Source organism: Serratia sp. 22264 (genome assembly GCF_052045345.1).
In the GTDB taxonomy this organism is placed as follows: domain Bacteria; phylum Pseudomonadota; class Gammaproteobacteria; order Enterobacterales; family Enterobacteriaceae; genus Serratia; species Serratia plymuthica.
The window spans coordinates 282,307-302,750 of record NZ_JBQEOY010000004.1 but is presented as its reverse complement, the minus strand read 5'-3'; the positions used below and the strand labels follow the sequence as shown (position 1 = coordinate 302,750).

Below are 20,444 nucleotides of genomic sequence, written 5' to 3'. Positions count from 1 at the left end.
CCCTGCCGCGCCGGTTTTCCCTTTAATTCATCCGGTTACCTCTCCCTACCTATTTTTAAGCATACAAATGATACGAATTATCATTTGCGTTTACATTCGGTTTTAAATCCTTACAATGGCCTGACGAAATACTGCCGAAATGATGTCCCCTGCCACGACAGGGAACCGTTTCTACCTATTATTCAACCCGTTAAGTCGACACCTTTGTCGAATTACAGCAAACCAGGAAAGGTTGCCCATGGAAAAGCCACGCTATAACAAACTCACCGCACTGATTATCGCCTCACTCGCCAGCACCGGCGCACTGGCGGCGCAAGAGGATACCCAGGACACCATGGTGGTGACCGCCTCCGGTTTCCAGCAAAAAATCCAGGATTCCGCCGCCTCTATTTCAGTGATCCCACGCCAGCAGATCGAAGACAAAGCCTACCGAGACATCACCGACGCACTGAAAGACGTGCCGGGCGTGGTGGTCACCGGCGGTGCCAGCAGCAGCGATATCAGCATCCGTGGCATGTCCTCCAAATACACCCTGATTCTGGTGGACGGCAAACGCGTGGACACCCGCGGCACCCGCCCGAACAGCGACAACTCCGGTATCGAACAAGGCTGGCTGCCGCCGCTGGAGGCGATTGAACGCATCGAAGTGGTGCGCGGGCCGATGTCTTCGCTGTACGGCTCCGACGCCATGGGCGGCGTAATCAACGTCATCACTCGCAAAACCTCCAGAACCGAGTGGAAAGGTTCGCTGCACGGCGACGCCACCTTCCAGGAACGCAGCGATTCCGGCGATATTTTCCAGACCAACGCCTATGCCTCCGGCCCGCTGATTGAAGGCCTGCTCGGCCTGCGGGTCAACGGCCTGCTGTCGCGCCGCGCCGAGGACCAAATCCTTAACGGATTCAATGAACAGCGCATGCGCAGCGGCACCGCGGTATTCAGCCTGACGCCGAACGAGCAGAATGATTTTGATTTCGAAATCGGCCGTTCCTTGCAAGATCGCAACAGCACGCCGGGCAAATCCATGGCGACCGAGAACTGCCGCAACGGCAAGTGTACGGCAAATAGCGTCAGCGACAGCCTCTACACCCGCACCAACTATGCCGTGACGCACAACGGTTATTACGATTTCGGCAATACCACCAGCTACATTCAACGCGAAGAGACGAATAATCCGGGCCGCGACATGAAGATGTATAACACCATCTTCAATACCCAGACCCAGTTTGACCTCGGTGCTCATATGCTGAGCCTGGGGGGGCAGTACCGCTACGAAAAACTGAGCGACCAGGGCAATCAGTTGGATGCGGCCGACGGTTTGAACAAATTGACCCGCTGGAGCTGGGCGCTGTTTGCCGAAGACGAATGGGCGCTGACCAACGACTTCAGCCTGACCAGCGGCATCCGTATGGACCAGGATCAGAACTACGGCAATCACTGGACGCCACGCATGTACGGCGTCTGGCACCTGACCGAACAGTGGACGTTGAAAGGCGGCGTATCCGCCGGCTACCGCTCGCCGGATCTGCGCCAATCTTCAGCCAACTGGGGGCAAATTACCGGTGGCGGGCGCAAATCGATCATCATCGGCAATCCGGATCTGCAGCCAGAGAAGAGCCTGAGCGAAGAGATCGGCGTGATGTGGGATAACCAGAAAAACCTGAACGCCGGCGTGACCTTGTTCAACACCGATTTCAAAGACAAGATCACCGAAGTGCGCCGCTGCGACAGCGGGGATGGCGACGCGCAATGCATGATTGGCAACACGGCCTATTACTTTATCAGCGATCGCATCAACGTCGATAAAGCCAATATGCGCGGCGTGGAAGCCACTTTCGGCTGGCAGATAAGCAAAGACTGGAAGTGGAACACCAACTACACCTTTACTTCATCCGAACAGAAAAGCGGCGATAACCAGGGTAAACCGCTGAACCAGATGCCGAAGCACATGCTCAATACCGTACTGGACTGGCAGGCTACCCATGACGTCAGCCTGTGGTCACGCGTCAACTTCCGCAGCAAGACATCGGAATACCTGAGCCGTACCTCAATGGCCAAGAGCACGCCTTCGTATACCTTTGTTGACGCCGGCCTCAGCTACCAGGCGAATAAAGACCTGACGGTCACCGGCGGGATTTACAACATTCTCGACAAAACCGTCGATTACGATAACTACAACACCACGCTGGACGGCCGCCGCTACACCGTCGGCATGACGTACAACTTCTGATGCCAATAGGAGCGCGCACGTTGCGCGCTCGATACGCGACAACCAAAAGGCCCGGTATCTGTACGACACCGGGCCTTTTGGTTGTCAAAATAGCTGACTTTCAAAACGCAGCAATCTGTCAGATCACCGGCTGGTTAACCAAACCGTCGATCAGCACCTGCGGCGTCCCGTGCGAACAACGCTCGATGCGCCCGCGCACGCCGTAGACTCTCGCCAGGCTTTGCGGCGTGATCACCTCTTCCGGCGTACCGTCGGCAATCAACTCACCATCCTGCAGCATCAACACGTGGTCGCCATGCCGCAGAGCGATATTGATGTCATGCACCACCACCACAGTGATGATATTGCGTTTACGCGTCTCTTTACGCACCAAATCCATCACGTGGAATTGGTAGTTGAGATCAAGTGCGCTCAGCGGTTCGTCCAGCAGCAACAGCGAAGGCTGGCGGATCAGCGATTGCGCCAGGCCCACCAACTGTTTCTGGCCGCCGGAAAGCTGATCGAGATAGCTCAGCGCCAAATGGTCGATACCGAGCTGCGCCAGCAGGGCCATGACCTCCGCCTCACTGCCGGCGTTGCTGCGACCGCCCGAAGCGCGTTGCGCTACGATGATCGACTCCAGCACGTGCAAGTGCACCCCCGCAGGTAGCGACTGTGGCAGATACACCACTTTTTCCGCGCGACGGGCAAAGGGCAACTGCATCAAATCGATGTCATCCAGCCACAGCTGCCCCTGTGCCGGGTTCAGCCCGGCCAGAGAACGCAGCAACGTCGATTTTCCGCTGCCGTTCGGCCCCAGCAACACGGTGATTTGCCCGCGCGGCAACATCGGCACCGCAAGATCGCGAATAACCTGGCGCTTTGGATAACCGGCGGAAAAATGCTCAATACGCAATCCCTGACTCATACATTCCCCCGATGACGCAGAATAATGCTCAGGAAGAACGGCACACCCACCAGTGACGTCACTATGCCGACCGGAATGATAATGCCCGGGATCAGGTTTTTCGAGGCGACTGAAGCCATCGACAGCACCAGCGCGCCAATCAGGGCGCTGGCCGGCAGATAGAAGCGGTGATCCTCACCGAAAATCATGCGGGCGATATGCGGTGCCACCAGGCCGATAAAACCGATAGGGCCGACAAAGGCCACCGCCAGCGCGGAAAGAATACTGATGCGCAGCAGGGTCGTGAGGCGCAGGCGACGCACGTCGATACCGAAGCTCACCGCCCGATCCTCGCCCAACCGCAGCGCGGTCAGCTTCCAGGAGCTCATCATCGACAATGGCAACAGCACGGCGAACACGCCCAGCAGGATGCCCAACTTGTCCCATGAAGCGCGCGCCAGGCTGCCCATGGTCCAGAACACCAGCCCCTGCAGCGTGTCTTCGCTGGCGATAAACTGCATCATTGAAACCAGTGCGTTAAAGGTGAACACCAATGCAATACCGAACAGCACGACGCCGGAGGTGGCAACCCGTGTCCAGCGCGTGATGCCGTCGAGCATCAGTGCGGCAAACAGGGCAAAAACAAACGCGTTGGCGGAAATAAACCACTGGTCCGGAATGCCCGGCACGCCAATACCCAGCACGATAGCCAACGCCGCCCCGAAAGCCGCAGCGGAAGAAACGCCGAGAGTGAACGGGCTGGCAAGCGGGTTGTTCAGGATGGTCTGCATTTCCGCGCCGGCCAAACCCAGCGCAAACCCCACCACCACCGCCATCAGCGCGTAAGGCAGGCGGATATCCCACACGATCACTCGCGTTCCGGCATCTGCCGCCGCAGGGTCAATCAACGTTTGCCACAGGGAGGACAGTGAGAGCCCGGATGGCCCCATGGTAAAATCCAGCAGCAGCGAACCAACAATCGCCAGTGCCAACACCCCCATCATCAATAAACGGTGGCGAAGAATATGTTGATAACGCCCCATGACGTTGGCGTCGGGTTGCCCCTTGGCGTCAGACATAGGTTCGGTGGATACGCTCATTATTTCGGATACCTGTTACGACGATGACCATAGCGGCATGCAAACGGCCGCTTTACCCTGACAAGCAGCCGCTAACAATAAAGCAAACGATAATACTTATCAATCATATCAATAGCTATTACCTGCCATGTTGAGATGTAACACTTTATTTTTAAAGAGTATTCGCCAAGCAGCCGCAACAACCTCATTCTGCTGAGCAGGGTTAATAATTCCGAAAGTTTCATCGCCCCACGCAGCGCTGTGACAAATTGCGACAAAACCACCTAGAATCCAAATCCTGACCGGTAAACGGCGCGTCAACCACGCCTGGCCGGATATTTAGGACCTACTGCTTAGGCCCTTATTGAAGAGGCAGCCATGAGAAGTCGACCATCCACGTTAACGCCTAAAAGACCCGCCCTGCTGCACTGGCTGGTACAAGGTCCACAACAGGCTGATGACGCCCAGTTCCAACACCAACTACGGCTTACGCTTGTCCCTTCTCCCCGAACCCCTTGGCTGAACGCCGCCGGTGTAGTCGTGCTGCTGCTGGCCTACGCCTGGCTGAGCAATATGACGATCGGCGCCGCGCTGCTGGTGCTGCTGCTTGGGTTGACCGGCATACGCTGGTGGCTGGCTCGCGTCACCCCTCCCATCTGGCCGAATGCCATGCTGGTGTCAGTGCTGCTGTGGTCGGCGCTGGTCGGCGCCATTGCGCTGTTGGCCATGCTTTCTGGCCGCATGGTGCTAATCCTGTTCGCCGGCCTGCTGATTACCGCGCTGGCCTTCTGGCTGATGCAGCGCCATGCCGCAGCGCCCCGCTTTGCCCTGCTGGAGGTCATGCTGCTGACGCTGCCTTACCTGCTGGCCGCGCCGTTGTCACGCATGCAAAATCTGTTTTTGCTGGCGAATATCATCCCGCTGTGGCTACTGCTGGCTCATGGGGTGATCGCGCTCTACCATCGCCAGTTGGTGCAGTACGTCACGCTGAGAGGCGAAAAACGAAAAGCGGCTCATCGCGATCATCTGACCGGTTTTCTCAACCGCGCGGGGGGTGAAGCGGTGATGCAAGAGATTTGCCGGCCATCGGCAACGGCACACCCGCTTTCGCACCTGTTTATTATTGAATTCACTCCGCTGGCGGCGCTGTATCAAAGCCACGGCGTGCTGATCGGCGATGACGTGTTGCGCACTATCGGCGAGCGCCTGAAAATGCTGGTTCGTCCAAGCGATTTTGTCAGCCGTTATACCGGCGGCCAGTTTCTGATCCTGGTGCACGATTTGCCTTACGGCTCCGAAGGGGAGTTTCTGGCGCGCATCATGCCCCCGCTGGAAGCGCCGTATGTCTTTGGTGTTTTCGGTGAGGTGACGTTGCAGTTGAACGCCGGGGCGTTGGCGTTAACTCAGGATTATCAAACTGTGGACAGCCTGATGGCGGCGGCGCAGCAAGCGCTGGCGATGAATACTAAGGAATAACGCGGCGAGAGACACCGCGTTTCATACTCGTTGAATGCCCGATTGCGCCGCTACAGGCTGCAACCGGACATTCACAAGGTACAGACTGGCGTTATTTCACGTCCATTTTCGGGAATTCCATCTCGCTGTACTTCACCACGCGGGTGCCGCGCGTCAGCTTGTAACCGAACCAGATCACCAGGAACAGCGGCAGGCCGATATAAGTCGCGGTCACGCCGTACCAGTCGATCCGGTCTTGCAGGAACGCCTGATAGTTCTGTCCCAGCGTAATGATCAGGCACAGGACAAAGGCAAAGATCGGGCCCAGCGGGAAGAAGCCGGAACGGTACGGCAGATCGTTCAGGTCACGCCCCTGAATCATATAGCCGCGGCGGAACCGGTAGTGGCTGATGGCTATCCCCAACCAGGCGATGAAGCCGGTCATGCCCGAGGTGTTCAGCAGCCACAGATAAACCGACTGGTTACCGAACATCGAGCTCAGAAAACACAGGCCCGCCACCACGGTGGTCGCATACAGCGCATTGCGCGGCACCCCACCCTTCGACAGTTTGGCGAAAATGCGCGGCGCTTTGCCTTCCGATGCCAGGGTAAACAGCATGCGGGTAGAAGCGTACATGCCAGAGTTACCGGCGGACAACACCGCCGTCAGGATCACCGCGTTCATTACCGCCGCCGCCGACAGCAGGCCGGCATGCTGGAACACCAGCGTGAACGGGCTGACGCTGATGTCTTTTACGTCGTTACGCAGCAGGCTTGGATCGGTATAAGGAATGATCAGGCTGATAATCAGGATCGCAAAGATATAGAACAGCAGGATACGCCAGAACACCTGGCGCACCGCGCGCGGGATGTTTTTGCCCGGGTTTTCCGATTCGCCGGCCGCGATACCGATAAGCTCGGTCCCCTGGAACGAGAAGCCGACGATCATCGCCACGCCTATCATCGCCGAGAAGCCGCCGGTAAAGGGCGCATCCCCTACCGTCCAGTTCTGCCAGCCGGCGTGTTCGCCACCCTTCAGAATGCCGAAGATCATCAGCACGCCAATGCCGATAAAGATAATGACGGTGGTGACTTTGATCAGCGAGAACCAGTATTCCGCTTCACCGAAGCCTTTGACCGAAATGTAGTTCAACAGGAACATCAGGCCGAGGAACAGCGCGCTCCAGATCCAGCCCGGCGCATCCGGGAACCAGTAGGTCATCACCAACTGCGAAGCCACCAGGTCAACGGCGATGGTCACCGCCCAGTTGTACCAGTAGTTCCAGCCCAGCGCGAAACCAAAGCCTTCTTCTACGTATTTGGCGCCGTAGGTGGAAAACGAGCCGGACACCGGCATAAAGGCCGCCAGTTCGCCCAGGCTGGTCATCAGGAAATAGACCATCAGACCGATCAATGCATAAGACAGCAGAGCCCCGCCCGGACCGGCCTGAGAGACAGTGGCGCCGGAGGCGACGAACAGGCCGGTGCCGATTGAGCCACCAATAGCGATCATGGTTAAGTGCCGCGCTTTCAGCTCGCGGCGCAATCCGGGTGCTTGCTGCCCCGATGTTTTTATATCCTGCTGAGCCATTCTTACCCTATCTGCTCGTCAAAAAATGAGGGCGGATTGTAACAAATACCCACCGGCGAACTAGTAACATTGCGCTGATATAAGATAGCTTCATAACTCAGCGCTAATTATTAGCGGCAGCCCATTTTTCCTTACTTACTGTCATTAATGTGACAGGGTGCAGGTTTTTATGCTTCATTTCCCCGCATGGGGATATTATTGGCGCAGTGCGCCGCCTCAGGCCGGCAACGTGCAGTAACTGAGGAAGCGCTGCAGGGCGTTGGAGATGTGTTTTTGCCGATGGTGGATCAAATACAAGGTGCGCATCAGCGGCGGCAGCGGAATGTTTAGCTCCACCAGCACGCCGCTCGCCAGCTGTTCGTCGATCACCCGCCGCGACAGGCAACTGATGCCGATGCCGTGGCGCACCGCGTGTTTGATCGCCTCCGAGTTGCCCAACTCCATCACCAGTTGGAAGTGCGGCAGATGCGCCAGCAACAGGTGATCCAGCACCTCTCGCGTGCCCGACCCGCGCTCGCGCAGGATCCAGGGAGCATTGGCCAGCAGCTCCAGCGTCAGAGGCTGCCGGGCCAGCGGGCTTTCCGGCGCGGCAAACACCACCAGTTCATCCTCCAGCCACGGCTGAGTAACCAGCTCGGGCATATGGCAAGGCCCCTCGATCAACCCCAAATCGACGCGAAAATCCGCAACCGCCCCAATCACGTCCTGGCTGTTGCCGACGTTCAGCTCCAGCGGCGTAGCCGGGAAATCGTGGCGGTAACGGGCGATCATTTCCGGCAGCATATAGTTGCCGATGGTGCTGCTGGCGGCGATACGCAAAGCGCCGCCGTCATGGCGGAACAGCTGTTCAATCTCCCCCGCCTGCTCGAGCAGCGCCAGCGCCTTCGGATACAGCAACCGGCCATGTTCATTGATAACCAGACGCTTGCCGACGCGATCGAACAGTTGCACGCTCAACTGCCCTTCCAGGTCAGCCAGCGCGGCACTGACCGCCGATTGTGATAACGCCAGGACTACCGAGGCCTGCGTGGTCGAACCGCTTTTCAGCACTTCGGTAAAGACTTCCAGTTGACGTAAGGTGATATGCATAACCATCTCGGTATTGAAAAGTGGCCTGATCGTAAAACCACTGAAATTAATGCTAAATCTGCGCCGCTGTCCGGCAACGACGCACAGGGTATCTATTCATTAAGATTACCACGTTTGCAGAAATCGGTATGACGACCGCACCTCGCCCACGGCTTTCTCTCCCCAATAACGTTCAGGTTGCAGCCTGAAAGAGGAAGAGATTTACCACTTATTCAGATAGGTTATAAATATATAATCAATTTCTCTTTTATGCCGCCAAAACGTAGTCTTGTGCTCAAGGAATTCGAATAAAAGGGCTGACTCATGGCGACCAATACCGCACCTGCTTTTCCATCACGACACTTTCCCCTGCTCGGTTTACCTCGGCTGGCGCCGGGGTTATTGCTGGTCGGCGCGCTCACCGCGCTGGCCATCTGGGCAGGCGATATCCCGTGGGTTGCCGGTCTGGGGCTGGGTGCGCTGACGCTGGCGATCCTGTTCGGCATTCTGGTGGGCAATACGCTGTATCCCTGGCTGCAACCGAGTTGCCACAGCGGCGTTCAACTCGCCAAACAACGTCTGCTGCGGTTGGGCATCATTCTTTACGGCTTCCGCCTGACGTTTCAGCAAATTGCCGACGTCGGCGCTACCGGCATCATCATCGATGCGCTGACGCTGAGCACCACCTTCCTGCTGGCCTGCTGGCTGGGTAAAAAAGTGTTCGGCATCGACAGCCAGACGGCGATGTTGATCGGCGCCGGCAGCAGCATCTGCGGCGCAGCGGCGGTGATGGCGACCGAACCGGTGCTGAAGGCCGATTCCAGCAAGGTGGCGGTCGCGGTAAGCACCGTGGTGGTGTTCGGTACGCTGGCGATCTTCGCCTACCCGTGGCTGTTCCAGTTGAATGAACATTACCGGTGGCTGCCGCTGAGCCAGGAAACCTTTGGCATCTATGCCGGCTCGACCATCCACGAAGTGGCGCAGGTTGTCGCCGCCGGTCATGCCGTCGGGCCGGATGCCGAAAACGCCGCAGTGATCGCCAAAATGATCCGCGTGATGATGCTGGCACCGTTCTTGTTGCTGCTTTCCGGTTATATCAGCCGCAGCCGCGATGCCGGGAGCAAGGCGGACAAATCGGCCATCACCATTCCGTGGTTCGCGGTGCTGTTTATCGCCGTCGCCGGGCTGAACTCGTTCAACCTGATCCCGGCCACCTGGGTGAAACACCTGATTACCGCCGACACCTGGATGCTGGCGATGGCGATGGCGGCGCTGGGGTTGACCACCCACATCAGCGCAGTGCGCGAGGCGGGCGTCAAACCCATTCTGCTGGCCACCCTGCTGTTTATCTGGCTGATTGTCGGTGGCGGCGCGATGAACCTGCTGGTGCAACATTTCTTCTGATGAGCCTTGAGCTTTCGCTGGCCCGCGATTTATCGCGGGCCTTTTTGTCGCCATTCAATCCTGCCGCCATCAATGCCATAATGGCGCCGATTACACAGGAGAATGAAAATGAAGTTTGTCGGTGCACATGTCAGCGCGTCAGGCGGCGTGGATCAGGCGGTTATCCGCGCGCACGAATTAGAGGCGACCGCGTTCGCCCTGTTCACCAAAAATCAGCGTCAATGGAAAGCCGCACCACTGCCGGCAGAGGTGATTGATAAATTCAAAAGCGCCTGCGCGCAGTACGGTTACGGCCCAGGGCAAATCCTGCCGCACGACAGCTATCTGATTAATCTCGGCCACCCGGTGACCGAAGCGTTGGAAAAATCTCGCGAGGCGTTTCTGGATGAAATGCAGCGCTGCGAACAACTCGGGCTGACGCTGTTGAACTTCCACCCCGGCAGCCACCTGATGCAGATTGATGAAGACAAATGCCTGGCGCGCATTGCTGAATCCATCAACATCGTGCTGGATAAAACCGTCGGCGTGACGGCAGTGATTGAAAACACCGCCGGCCAGGGCAGCAATCTGGGCTTCAGGTTCGAACACCTGGCGGCGATCATTGACGGCGTGGAAGACAAAAGCCGCGTCGGCGTGTGCATCGATACCTGCCATGCCTTTGCCGCCGGTTACGATCTGCGCACCGAAGAAACCTGCGAACAGACCTTTAAAGCGCTGGGTGACGTGGTGGGCTTCAACTACCTGCGCGGCATGCATCTGAACGACGCCAAGAGCGAGTTCGGCAGCCGAGTCGATCGCCATCACAGCCTGGGCGAAGGCAATATCGGCAAAACGGTATTCAGTTACATCATGAGCGACTCGCGTTTCGACAATATCCCCCTGATTCTCGAAACCGTGAACCCGGATATCTGGGCGGAAGAAATCGCCTGGCTGAAAGCGCAACAATAAGCCCCAAAAACGCAAAAACCGGAGCCTGATGCTCCGGTTTTTTTATTGCCTGCGATAACGTTAAGCAGCGGTAGCCGCAGGGACGTCAGCGCGTTTCAGCAGCGCATAAGACACGCCCGCCAACAGCGTACCGGCGATGATCGCCACCAGATACAGCAACACCGGCGTGATAGCACCTGGGATCAGCAGCACGAACAGACCACCGTGCGGAGCCATCAACTTGGCGCCGAAGGCCATCGACAGCGCACCGGTCAGCGCGCCGCCGGCGATGCAACATGGCAGCACACGCATCGGGTCGCGGGCAGCGAACGGGATCGCGCCTTCAGAGATAAAGCACAGGCCCAATACCAACGCCGCTTTACCGCCTTCCTGCTCGGATTTCTCGAACTTACGACGCGCCAGCAGCGTCGCCAATCCCATCGCCAACGGCGGCACCATACCGGCGGCCATAATGGCAGCCATTGGGGCATATACCGAAGAACTCAGCAGCGCCACGCCGAAGGCGTAAGCCGCTTTGTTAACCGGGCCACCCATATCGGTACACATCATGGCACCGAGGATCGCACCCAGCAGCACCGCGTTGGCGGTACCCAGCGATTGCAGCCAGTGGGTCAGACCTTCCATGATTTTCGCCACCGGCGTACCGACGATATAAATCATGATCAGACCAACGACCAGGCTGGCGACCAGCGGAATGATCAGAATCGGCTTCAGCGCTTCCATACTCTGCGGCAAACGCAGCTTGGTGCTGATAAATTTGGCGACGTAGCCCGCCAGGAAACCGGCAATGATACCGCCGAGGAAACCGGCACCGGTGCTCACCGCCAGCATGCCGCCGATCAGACCCGGCGTCAGGCCTGGACGGTCAGCGATGGAGAACGCGATAAAACCGGCCAACACCGGCACCATCAGCGCGAAGGCTGAACCGCCGCCAATCTGCATCAGTGCCGCAGCCAGCGTGCCTTTGACTTCAAACGCCTTGATACCGAACACGAACGACAGCGCGATACACAAACCGCCCGCCACCACCATCGGCAGCATATACGACACGCCGGTCAACAGGTGACGATACGGCCCTGCGCTCTCTTTCTTCTTGCCGGCCACAGCCGGACCGCCGCTTTTCTGCGGTTGGAAAATCTCGGCTTCGGCCTGCGCCTTGTCCAGTTCCTGCGCGGTTTTCTTCAGCGCCAAACCGGTAGAGGTGCGGTACATCGGCTTGCCGGCGAACTTGTCCAGATCCACTTCAATATCAGCCGCCACGATCACCAGATCCGCCGCCGCCACTTCTTCAGGCGTAATGGCATTACCGGCGCCCACGGAGCCGCGGGTTTCCACTTTCACCCACCAGCCGCGTTTTTTAGCTTCGCTTTCAATGGCTTCGGCTGCCATAAAGGTATGCGCCACGCCGGTTGGGCAAGCGGTGATCGCCACAATGCGTTTTTGACCCGCCGCTTTTGCCGGCACGGCAACCGCAGCCGGCGCCTGCCAGGCTTTCGCCTCGGCTTTGGCCAGTGCGAGGAAGGCTTCCGGTTCGCGCACCGCCAACTCCACATCGCCCACATAAACCCGTTTGCCGTTCAGCGCGGCGTCAGCAGGCACTGTCTGCCCCGCCACCACCACCAGTTCGGCCTCGGCAGGCGACTCAACCAGCGTCAGGCCGGTTTTCGCCGCAGCAGCGCCGAGCATGCGTTTCGCCAGGTGGCCACGGGCCTGCCCCAACGAATTGTCTATCATCAGCAGCGTTTTCATTACGCCTCCTGCTATTGGTTAAAAGGTTTCAGATCGACGCGCGCCATCATCGCGGCCAACTGTGGACGATCGGTCACGCCAACGTTGCTCTGGCTTACCGCCAGCGCAGCCACGGCGGTGGCCAAACGCAGAGTGTGTTCACTGGATTCGCGCATCAGCAGGCCATAAATCAGGCCGCCAACCATCGAATCGCCGGCGCCCACGGTGCTGACGACTTCGCAGGCCGGCGGCTTGGCAATCCAGGCACCGGAGGCGTTAACCCACAGCGCGCCTTCGGCGCCGAGAGAAATCACTACGTGGGCAATGCCCTGATCGCGCAGCGCATGCGCGGCTTCAACCACGTCCTCCAACTGCGGCAACGGACGACCGGCCCAGATTTCCAGCTCGCGGCGGTTCGGTTTCACCAGCCATGGTGCCGCTTTCAATCCGGCGACCAGCGCTTCGCGGCTGCTGTCGAAAATGATGCACGGGCATTGTGCACGCAGGCGGATCATCCAGTCGGTAAAGGCATCGGGATCAACGCCGGCCGGCAGGCTGCCGCTCACCGCAACCATGTCGAACTGGCCCAGCCAGCTCAGCGAATCGGTCACGAAACGATCCCAATCCTGCGATGTCACTTCAAAACCAGAGAAGTTGAAATCCGTCACTTCACCGTCTTTTTCCGTCAGCTTGACGTTGATGCGGGTACGGCCCGGTACCACCTGGAAGCGGTTGGCGATGCCCAGATCGCTGAACAGCAACTGGAAGCCATCCTGGTTGTCTTTCCCCAGGAAACCGCCCACAGTGACATCAATGCCCAGATCTTTCAGAACCTTGGCAACGTTAATGCCTTTGCCGGCGGCATGCAGGCCAGCAGTTTTCACCAGGTTCACTTCCCCGCGCTCGATCTCCGGGCAAAAGCCCACCAAATCGTAAGCCGGGTTCAGGGTTATGGTGGCTACTCTTCTGGTCATGCTGCGCCCTCGCCCAGTCCTTCGTTAATCGCATCACCGATCGCCTTCAGCGCCGCTTCAGCATCTTCACCCTTGGCGGTAAAGCGCAGGTGATGTCCTTTTTTCACGCCCAACGCCACGACCTTCATCAGGCTGCGTCCGTTGGCCGGTTTGCCACTGCCATCCAGGTTAGTGACGGTAATTTCACTGTTGAACTGCTTGATCACGTTAACCAGCGCGGTGCCGGGACGGGCATGCAGGCCGTGTTCGTTGCGGATCGCGTACTCGGCGCTCAGCGTGGTGCTTTCTTCTTCCACTTCGCTGGTCAGCAATGCCAGCACGGTGGCGGCATCGGCGTTCAGCAAGCGTTCAGCCTTGTTCGCCAGCAGCAGGTCACCCAGGTAATTCAGCACCGCCAGCGGTTGCTGGTCGGCCACGGACAGCGTCAGCAACAGCGCCACTTGCTCGCCGTTTTCGTCAAACGCCTGCGCCGGACGGCTCAGGGTCGCCGCGCTGGTCAAATTGCCTTCGGTGCTGTCGCTCAGCCAGATGCCCTGCCCGAGATTCAACGGCCGACGGGTAATGACGTCGCTGACGAACTGTGCGTTGACCGCGCCGATTTTCTGCAGGCGGCCCGCGTTCAGCGCTTGCAACGTCATTAGGTTATCTGCGGCTACGTCGAGTGCGATCAGCGAAGCGTCGAACTGGAATTCAGCCGTCTGCTTTTCACCCATCAGCAAGCTGCGCAGCTCTTCGGATGAGGTGGTTTTCGCCATCTGCTCGGCCACGCTGTCGTCGCTCAGGACGTGCGTCAGCTGACGCAGCAGCGCCAGGTGTTCATCGGAACGGGCGGCAATGCCGATCACCACATACGCGGTTTGCCCTTCGCCCCACTCGATGCCCTGAGGGAACTGGAAGACCTGCACGCCGGTATTCAGCACCAGATCCCGGGTATCGGTAGTGCCGTGCGGAATGGCAATGCCGTTGCCCAGGTAGGTTGAGGTTTGCAGCTCACGCTGCAGCATGCCGTCTACATAGGCGGCACTGACGCAGCCGGCCTCGGTTAGCCCGGCGGCCACCTGGCGGATAGCGTCCTGTTTGCTGCCGGCGGCAGCGCCCAGGTGGATGTCTTGTTGTGATAACTGGAACATGATTCTCCTCTCCTGCTGAATTGAATCGTTTCAGCTTTATTGAGAAAAAGGAGCGTTATCGACACGAAGTCATTGCGGCAATAACGCTGAAACGTTTCAATCAGTGTGTGAGCAGCCCAGACTGAAAGCAAGTTTTCTCAATTTTGATGTGATAAATTTTTGACCTTACGCACACTTTGGCCTATGGGTTATCCGCTGCGGCGCAAAAGTGACATACTGTGCTGAAACTTTGCTGACGGAGAGAAGCATGACTGTAGTCGCGGGCGTAGGCGTAATCATCGTTAATGCGCAGGGAGAGATCTTGCTGGGAAAACGCTGCGGTAAACACGCCCCTTTCTGGTCAATTCCCGGTGGACATCTGGATGCCGGCGAAACCTTTGAACAGTGCGCGCAGCGTGAGATCGCCGAAGAAACCGGGTTGATCATCGCCCCGCCGAGCCTGATCGGCATCAGTAACAATCTGCAGACCTGGCGCGCCGAAGGCAAGCATACGGTATCGGTATGTATGGTGACGCAACATCCTGGCGGTGAGGCACAACTGAAAGAACCGGATAAATGCTCGGAATGGCGCTGGTGTTTACCTGAGGCGTTGCCGGAGCCGCATTTTGAAGCCAGCCGCAACGCCATCCATCTCTGGCTGACCGGCCAATGCTATTTACCGTCAGCCTCATTGCTGCCGACAAAATAACCATTTCCCATTCAGGGTTTTCATACCCTGTCCGTGACGGTGTTTACAAAGTCATAATCCTCTGTAAAAACGCGTTATGTAATACAAAATATAACGCTGAAATATCCCCCGAATGGCCTTTTTTCCACTAAAAATAACCCTATAGTGTTAGATGTTTTTACCGATAAACCTTATACTTAATCTGGTTAATTGGCCTTTAGCCAACACCTTTTAGGGAAAGGTTTTCCTTGGTATTTCATAATTATAAGTGGGTTCAATATGAACAAAAAACTGACGGGCTGGGCAACAAAGCGCCGGTGGGGATGGCTGTGGCTACTGCTGCTCGGCATTATCCTCGGCGCGGCGCTATTGGCGGGCACCGCCACCGTGTTCCATAAAACCAGCGACACCACCTTCTGCGTTTCCTGCCACACCATGCAACAGCCTCTGGCTGAATATCAGGGCAGCGTTCACTTCCAGAACACCAAAGGCATCCGCGCCGAATGCGCCGACTGCCACGTCCCGCATGAACCGCTCGATTACCTGTGGACCAAAATCCGCGCGGTAAAAGACATTTATGGCGAAATGGTCGGCACCATCGACACGCCGGAAAAATACGAGGCGCACAAGCTGGCGATGGCCCAGTCGGTGTGGAAAACGTTGAAAGAAAACGACTCCGCCACCTGCCGCTCGTGCCACAGCTTCGACGCCATGGACATCACCGCCCAACGGCCTGAAGCGCGTATTCAGCACCCGGTCGCCATCAAACAAGGCGAAACCTGCATCGACTGTCATAAAGGCGTGGCGCATATCCTGCCGGACATGAGCGGCGAAACTCAGGCCGGCGCCGCCGAACTGGCGAAGGCGGCGGCGGAAACCTCGCCTACCGCCACCACACTGTACACCATCGCCACCGAGCCGTTCTTCCTGCAACCGGACGACAGCCACAATGCCGGTAACCTGATGCCTTCCACCGAAGTTCAGGTGGTGAAACAAGACGGCGACAAGGTGCTGGCCAACGTCTCAGGTTGGCAACAGGACGGCGTGAGCGAAGTGTTTTATGCCGCGCAGGGCAAACGCATCCTCAGCGTGCTCTTGGGTGAAGACGCCCGTAAATTATTGAAAACCGGCAATACTCTGACAGATGCCGAAACCGGCCTGGTATGGCATCAGGTTTCACTGCAGGTCTGGCTGCCACGCAAGCAACTGATCGACGATCAGCAAAAAATCTGGCGCTACGCGGCGGATATGATGTCGGCCAACTGTACCGGCTGTCACGGCCTGACCGCCCTCGATCGCTTCAACGCCAACCAGTGGATCGGCGTGATTAAAGGCATGGCTCCACGCACCTCGCTGACGCAGGAACAGCTGCGCGTTCTGACACAGTACGTGCAGAAACACGCCAGCGACATGGCACCTGCCGCACCAGCCAAGCTTTAAGGGAGAAGCGCAATGAGCAAATATCAACAACACCCGTTAACAATGAGCCGCCGCCGCTTCCTGACCGGTGCCACCGCACTGGCCGCCGCACCTCTGCTGGCGGGCCTGTGGCCCAAATCTGCGTTGGCGCAAGCCATCAGCCAGGCGCTACCGCAATTTGTGGTACTGCGTCAGGCGCAAAAAGGCATTCTGACCGGCGCACACTGGGGCGCTTTCGAAGCCATAGTACAGGACGGCAAAATGGTCGGCGTACAGCCGGTGAAAGACGATCCTTATCCGAACGAATTGATCACCATGGCCCCCTTCCAGGTGCATGCCGAAAACCGCGTCAAATACCCCATGGTGCGTAAAAGCTGGCTGGAAGGCGGCCCCGGCAGCCGCACTGAACTGCGCGGGCGCGACGAATGGGTGCGCGTCAGCTGGGACAAAGCGATTGAACTGGTCTGCAATGAAATCACTCGTTTACAGAAAGACCACGGCCCGCAGTCCATTTACGCCGGTTCCTATGGCTGGAAGAGCGTCGGCATGCTGCATAACAGCCGCACGCTGCTGCAACGCCTGATGAACCTGACCGGCGGTTTCCTCGGCTATGCCGGCGACTATTCTACCGGTGCGGCGCAGGTGATCATGTCGCACATAGTGGGTTCGATGGAGGTTTACGAACAGCAAACCGCCTGGCCCAACGTGATTGAAAACAGCCAACTGGTGGTGATGTGGGGCTGTAACCCGATGATCACGCTGAAAAACAGCTGGAACGTGCCGGATCACTACGGCCAGACCGGTTTTGAAGCGTTGAAGAAAAAAGGCACCCGCGTCATCAGCATCGATCCGGTGCACAACGACAGCGCCAAATTTGTCGGCGCGCAGTGGATTGCTCCGCGCCCTTATACGGACGGCGCCATGCTGATCGGCATCGCCCATACGTTGCTGACCGAGAAACTGCATAACCCGGACTTCCTGAAAACCTACACCGTCGGTTTTGACAAGTTCCAGACCTATCTGCTGGGCGAACACGACGGCATGCCGAAAACCGCCGAATGGGCTGCGGACATTTGCGGCGTAGATGCCGCAGTACTGCGCCAACTGGCGCGCGACATGGCGAAAAACCGCACCATGATCATGGGCGGTTGGGGCATTCAGCGTCAGCATCATGGCGAACAGCAACATTGGCTGTTGGTCACGGTAGCGGCCATGCTCGGCCAGGTTGGCCTGCCGGGCGGCGGCTTCGGTTTCAGCTATCATTATTCCTCCGGCGGCAGCCCGACGGCGAAAGGCGGCATTATTGCCGGTATCTCCGCCGGCAATTCACCGAAGAATTCCCCGTCGCCGATCCCGGTGGCACGCATTGCCGAATGCCTGGCCAACCCCGGCAAGACCATTAACTTCAATGGCGCGCAGGTTACCTACCCTGAGGTGAAAATGGTGTACGTGGCGGGCGGCAACACCTTCCACCAGCATCAGGACACCAATAACCTGGTCAAAGCCTGGCAACGGCCGGACACTATCGTGGTGAACGAACCCTACTGGACCGCCACCGCCAAGCACGCCGATATCGTATTGCCGGCCACCACCAGCTACGAGCGCAACGATCTGGAAATGGGCGGCGATTACTCGCAGCTGTACGTGTTCCCGATGCACCAGTGCGTGCCGCCGCAGCATGAGTCGCGCAGCGATTTCGATATCTTCGCGGCGATGGCCGCCAGGCTGGGGGTTCAGGATGCCTTTACCGAAGGCAAAGATGAAACCCAGTGGCTCAAAGGCATGTACGACGACATGAAAACCCAGGCGCGCGCCGCCCGGGTGGCCCTGCCGCCGTTCGACATGTTCTGGCAATCCAACAACTATGTGCGTTTCCCGGTGCCCGAGGCCAATACCCAATGGGTGCGCTTCGCCGACTACCGCGAAAATCCGCTGCTGAATCCGCTGGGTACGCCGTCCGGCAAAATCGAGATCTACTCCGACGCCATCGCCAAAATGAAGTATCAGGACTGCCCGGGCATCCCGACCTGGATGCCGCCTCACGAATGGTATCGCGGGCCGGAAGCGGTGAAGTACCCGCTGTCGCTGAACACCGCGCATCCGATCAACCGACTCCATTCGCAACTCGACAACACGCCGCTGCGCAAAAAGTACGCGGTAGCGGATCGGGAAGCGATTGTGATCCACCCTCAGGATGCCCAACTGCGTGGTATCGCCAATGGCGATTTGGTGCGGGCGTTTAACGATCGCGGCCAGATCCTGGTCGGTGCTGTGGTCAGCGAAGACGTGCGCCCCGGCGTGGTGCGCATCAGCGAAGGCGCCTGGTTCGATCCGGCCGATCCTTCCCAACCGGGGTCGCTGTGCAAGAACGGCAACGTCAACTGCCTGACCTTCGACGTGGGCTCCTCCAGCCTGGCACAAGGCAATTGCGGACAGATGGCGCAGTTGCAGATTGAGAAGTATCAGGGCCCGGTGCTGAAAAACACCGCACACGCCGTGCCTGCCGGCGCGTAAACTGCCAGACAGGGCGGCGGCAACGTCGCCCTTTTTTACTTGGCCTTATCCAGATAAACGTTTTTTACTGCCAGGAAAAATGAAACCGCTTTTTGTTTTTTTGTTCTTTCTTGATAAATGGGCGTATTATTCACCCGACCTCCTTATCATTCCGATCCTTTGCTGACCTCTATGCCTACATCGACTGCGGTAACGCGACGCTCGCCCGATCTCACTTCGCTGGCCTTTCTCGTCGTGGCTTTTCTCACCGGGATTGCCGGTGCCTTACAGACACCCACGCTCAGCCTGTTTCTGGCGACGGAAGTGCAGGTGCGTCCTTCGATGGTGGGTCTGTTTTTCACCGGCAGCGCCGTCATCGGCATTCTGGTCAGCCAGTTTCTCGCCCGCCGCTCGGATCAAAAAGGCGACCGCAAGTCGCTGATTTTCCTCTGCTGCATGCTGGGCGCGCTGGGCTGCGTGCTGTTCGCCTGGAACCGTAATTATTACCTGCTGCTGATCGTGGGCGTGATGCTGACCAGTTTCGGCTCTACCGCCAACCCGCAGATGTTTGCCCTGGCGCGCGAACACGCCGATCGCACCGGCCGCGAGGCGGTGATGTTCAGTTCAATTTTGCGTGCGCAGGTTTCCCTCGCCTGGGTAATAGGGCCGCCTATCGCCTTCGCGCTGGCATTGGGCTTTGGCTTTAAGGTGATGTATCTGGCGGCGGCGGCGGCATTTATCCTGTGCGGCGTGCTGGTGTGGAAAATGCTGCCATCGATGCGCAAAACGCAGGTGACAACCCGCGCCACGCTGGAGGCGCCACGCCAGAACCGCCGCGATACGCTGCTGTTGTTTATGGCCTGCACCTTTATGTGGACCGCAAATGGCATGTATTTGATTAATATGCCGCTGTATATGGTGCACGAACTGCAACTGTCGGAAAAACTGGCCGGGATACTGATGGGCACGGCGGCCGGGCTGGAGATACCGACCATGCTGATTGCCGGCATGGTGGCCAAACGCTTCGGCAAACGTATGTTGATGCGCTGCGCGGTGGCGGCGGGCCTGCTGTTTTATTTCGGGCTGTTGTTTATCACCGGCACCTGGCAACTGATCGCCCTGCAACTGCTTAACGCGGCGTTTATCGGCGTGCTGGCGGGGATCGGCATGCTCTATTTTCAGGATTTGATGCCCGGACAGGCGGGTGCAGCCACCACCTTGTTTACCAACACCACGCGCGTGGGCTGGATTATTGCCGGCTCTGTCGCCGGCGTGGTGGCGGAGATCTGGAGCTATCACGCGGTGTTTTATTCCGCGCTGGCGATGGTTGTCGGCGCGGTGCTGTGCCTGTGGAAGCTTAAAGACGCTTAAA

Annotated in this window: 15 protein-coding genes; 8 read left to right on the top strand and 7 right to left on the bottom strand. The window is 58.1% G+C overall.

The features are described from left to right. Window positions 1-238: 238 nt before the first annotated feature. Complete coding sequence (locus ACTJJ1_RS17135; protein ID WP_122289205.1) at window positions 239-2,230, top strand: ligand-gated channel protein; 1,992 nt, start codon at window positions 239-241, stop codon at window positions 2,228-2,230. 118 nt (window positions 2,231-2,348) lie between these two features. Here the strand turns inward: ACTJJ1_RS17135 and ACTJJ1_RS17130 are convergent, their stop codons facing one another. Both ACTJJ1_RS17130 and ACTJJ1_RS17125 read right to left on the bottom strand, forming a co-directional pair. Beyond that, window positions 2,349-3,137, bottom strand: a complete 789-nt coding sequence (locus ACTJJ1_RS17130) for an ABC transporter ATP-binding protein (protein WP_020439463.1) — start codon at window positions 3,135-3,137, stop codon at window positions 2,349-2,351. After that, window positions 3,134-4,216 carry a FecCD family ABC transporter permease gene (locus ACTJJ1_RS17125; RefSeq protein ID WP_004947015.1) on the bottom strand — a complete coding sequence of 361 codons (1,083 nt, stop codon included), beginning with the start codon at window positions 4,214-4,216 and terminating at the stop codon, window positions 3,134-3,136. The genes ACTJJ1_RS17130 and ACTJJ1_RS17125 overlap by 4 nt, the downstream gene beginning before the upstream one ends. Before the next feature lie 357 nt (window positions 4,217-4,573). On the opposite strand from ACTJJ1_RS17125, the gene ACTJJ1_RS17120 reads away from it, so the two are divergent. After that, entirely contained in the window at window positions 4,574-5,671 is a 1,098-nt protein-coding gene (locus ACTJJ1_RS17120; RefSeq protein ID WP_004947019.1) for a GGDEF domain-containing protein, read from the top strand. Between the two features lie 91 nt (window positions 5,672-5,762). Here ACTJJ1_RS17120 and ACTJJ1_RS17115 read toward each other — a convergent pair whose 3' ends face one another. Together ACTJJ1_RS17115 and yieE are read right to left on the bottom strand one after the other, a co-directional pair. Further along, on the bottom strand, window positions 5,763-7,241 hold the full coding sequence (locus ACTJJ1_RS17115) for an amino acid permease (RefSeq protein WP_440834599.1): 1,479 nt from the start codon (window positions 7,239-7,241) through the stop codon (window positions 5,763-5,765). Between the two features lie 216 nt (window positions 7,242-7,457). After that, window positions 7,458-8,330 (bottom strand): DNA-binding transcriptional regulator YeiE, encoded by an 873-nt coding sequence (yieE, locus tag ACTJJ1_RS17110; RefSeq protein ID WP_041417054.1) that lies wholly within the window; start codon window positions 8,328-8,330, stop codon window positions 7,458-7,460. Between the two features lie 303 nt (window positions 8,331-8,633). On the opposite strand from yieE, the gene ACTJJ1_RS17105 reads away from it, so the two are divergent. Continuing rightward, on the top strand, window positions 8,634-9,713 hold the full coding sequence (locus ACTJJ1_RS17105) for a YeiH family protein (RefSeq protein ID WP_006326729.1): 1,080 nt from the start codon (window positions 8,634-8,636) through the stop codon (window positions 9,711-9,713). Between the two features lie 108 nt (window positions 9,714-9,821). Further along, on the top strand, window positions 9,822-10,661 hold the full coding sequence (gene nfo, locus ACTJJ1_RS17100) for a deoxyribonuclease IV (protein ID WP_004947030.1): 840 nt from the start codon (window positions 9,822-9,824) through the stop codon (window positions 10,659-10,661). A gap of 60 nt (window positions 10,662-10,721) precedes the next feature. Here nfo and fruA read toward each other — a convergent pair whose 3' ends face one another. The 3 genes from fruA to fruB are packed head-to-tail and all read right to left on the bottom strand — an operon-like array spanning window position 10,722 to window position 14,493. Next, a complete protein-coding gene (fruA, locus tag ACTJJ1_RS17095) occupies window positions 10,722-12,410 on the bottom strand; it encodes a PTS fructose transporter subunit IIBC (protein ID WP_004947032.1) in 1,689 nt (562 codons plus the stop codon). An 11-nt stretch (window positions 12,411-12,421) separates the two neighbouring features. After that, the gene (gene fruK, locus ACTJJ1_RS17090; RefSeq protein ID WP_004947035.1) at window positions 12,422-13,363 is read right to left on the bottom strand and encodes a 1-phosphofructokinase; all 942 of its coding nucleotides are present in this window, start codon (window positions 13,361-13,363) and stop codon (window positions 12,422-12,424) included. Next, window positions 13,360-14,493, bottom strand: a complete 1,134-nt coding sequence (gene fruB / locus ACTJJ1_RS17085) for a fused PTS fructose transporter subunit IIA/HPr protein (protein ID WP_440834595.1) — start codon at window positions 14,491-14,493, stop codon at window positions 13,360-13,362. The genes fruK and fruB overlap by 4 nt, the downstream gene beginning before the upstream one ends. A 247-nt stretch (window positions 14,494-14,740) precedes the next feature. On the opposite strand from fruB, the gene ACTJJ1_RS17080 reads away from it, so the two are divergent. From ACTJJ1_RS17080 to ACTJJ1_RS17065, 4 genes are all read left to right on the top strand, one after another. Continuing rightward, window positions 14,741-15,181: a nucleotide triphosphate diphosphatase NUDT15 gene (locus tag ACTJJ1_RS17080; RefSeq protein WP_004947041.1), complete on the top strand. Its 441-nt coding sequence runs from the start codon at window positions 14,741-14,743 to the stop codon at window positions 15,179-15,181. A 258-nt stretch (window positions 15,182-15,439) separates the two neighbouring features. Then, window positions 15,440-16,600, top strand: coding sequence for a NapC/NirT family cytochrome c (locus ACTJJ1_RS17075; RefSeq protein ID WP_004947044.1), 1,161 nt, complete (start codon window positions 15,440-15,442; stop codon window positions 16,598-16,600). A 12-nt stretch (window positions 16,601-16,612) separates the two neighbouring features. Then, on the top strand, window positions 16,613-19,093 hold the full coding sequence (gene torA / locus ACTJJ1_RS17070; protein ID WP_440834592.1) for a trimethylamine-N-oxide reductase TorA: 2,481 nt from the start codon (window positions 16,613-16,615) through the stop codon (window positions 19,091-19,093). Window positions 19,094-19,264: 171 nt separating this feature from the next. Next, entirely contained in the window at window positions 19,265-20,443 is a 1,179-nt protein-coding gene (locus tag ACTJJ1_RS17065) for a sugar efflux transporter (protein WP_037433983.1), read from the top strand. Window position 20,444 lies beyond the last annotated feature (1 nt).

What these genes read in the sequence shown, in the direction of transcription:
- ACTJJ1_RS17120 (WP_004947019.1), top strand. Translation starts at nt 4,574, where the DNA reads ATGAGAAGTCGACCATCCACGTTAACGCCTAAAAGACCCGCCCTGCTG.
- ACTJJ1_RS17130 (WP_020439463.1), bottom strand. Translation starts at nt 3,137, where the DNA reads ATGAGTCAGGGATTGCGTATTGAGCATTTTTCCGCCGGTTATCCAAAG.
- ACTJJ1_RS17135 (WP_122289205.1), top strand. Translation starts at nt 239, where the DNA reads ATGGAAAAGCCACGCTATAACAAACTCACCGCACTGATTATCGCCTCA.
- ACTJJ1_RS17115 (WP_440834599.1), bottom strand. Translation starts at nt 7,241, where the DNA reads ATGGCTCAGCAGGATATAAAAACATCGGGGCAGCAAGCACCCGGATTG.
- ACTJJ1_RS17105 (WP_006326729.1), top strand. Translation starts at nt 8,634, where the DNA reads ATGGCGACCAATACCGCACCTGCTTTTCCATCACGACACTTTCCCCTG.
- ACTJJ1_RS17080 (WP_004947041.1), top strand. Translation starts at nt 14,741, where the DNA reads ATGACTGTAGTCGCGGGCGTAGGCGTAATCATCGTTAATGCGCAGGGA.
- fruA (WP_004947032.1), bottom strand. Translation starts at nt 12,410, where the DNA reads ATGAAAACGCTGCTGATGATAGACAATTCGTTGGGGCAGGCCCGTGGC.
- nfo (WP_004947030.1), top strand. Translation starts at nt 9,822, where the DNA reads ATGAAGTTTGTCGGTGCACATGTCAGCGCGTCAGGCGGCGTGGATCAG.
- ACTJJ1_RS17075 (WP_004947044.1), top strand. Translation starts at nt 15,440, where the DNA reads ATGAACAAAAAACTGACGGGCTGGGCAACAAAGCGCCGGTGGGGATGG.
- ACTJJ1_RS17065 (WP_037433983.1), top strand. Translation starts at nt 19,265, where the DNA reads ATGCCTACATCGACTGCGGTAACGCGACGCTCGCCCGATCTCACTTCG.
- fruK (WP_004947035.1), bottom strand. Translation starts at nt 13,363, where the DNA reads ATGACCAGAAGAGTAGCCACCATAACCCTGAACCCGGCTTACGATTTG.
- fruB (WP_440834595.1), bottom strand. Translation starts at nt 14,493, where the DNA reads ATGTTCCAGTTATCACAACAAGACATCCACCTGGGCGCTGCCGCCGGC.
- torA (WP_440834592.1), top strand. Translation starts at nt 16,613, where the DNA reads ATGAGCAAATATCAACAACACCCGTTAACAATGAGCCGCCGCCGCTTC.
- ACTJJ1_RS17125 (WP_004947015.1), bottom strand. Translation starts at nt 4,216, where the DNA reads ATGAGCGTATCCACCGAACCTATGTCTGACGCCAAGGGGCAACCCGAC.
- yieE (WP_041417054.1), bottom strand. Translation starts at nt 8,330, where the DNA reads ATGCATATCACCTTACGTCAACTGGAAGTCTTTACCGAAGTGCTGAAA.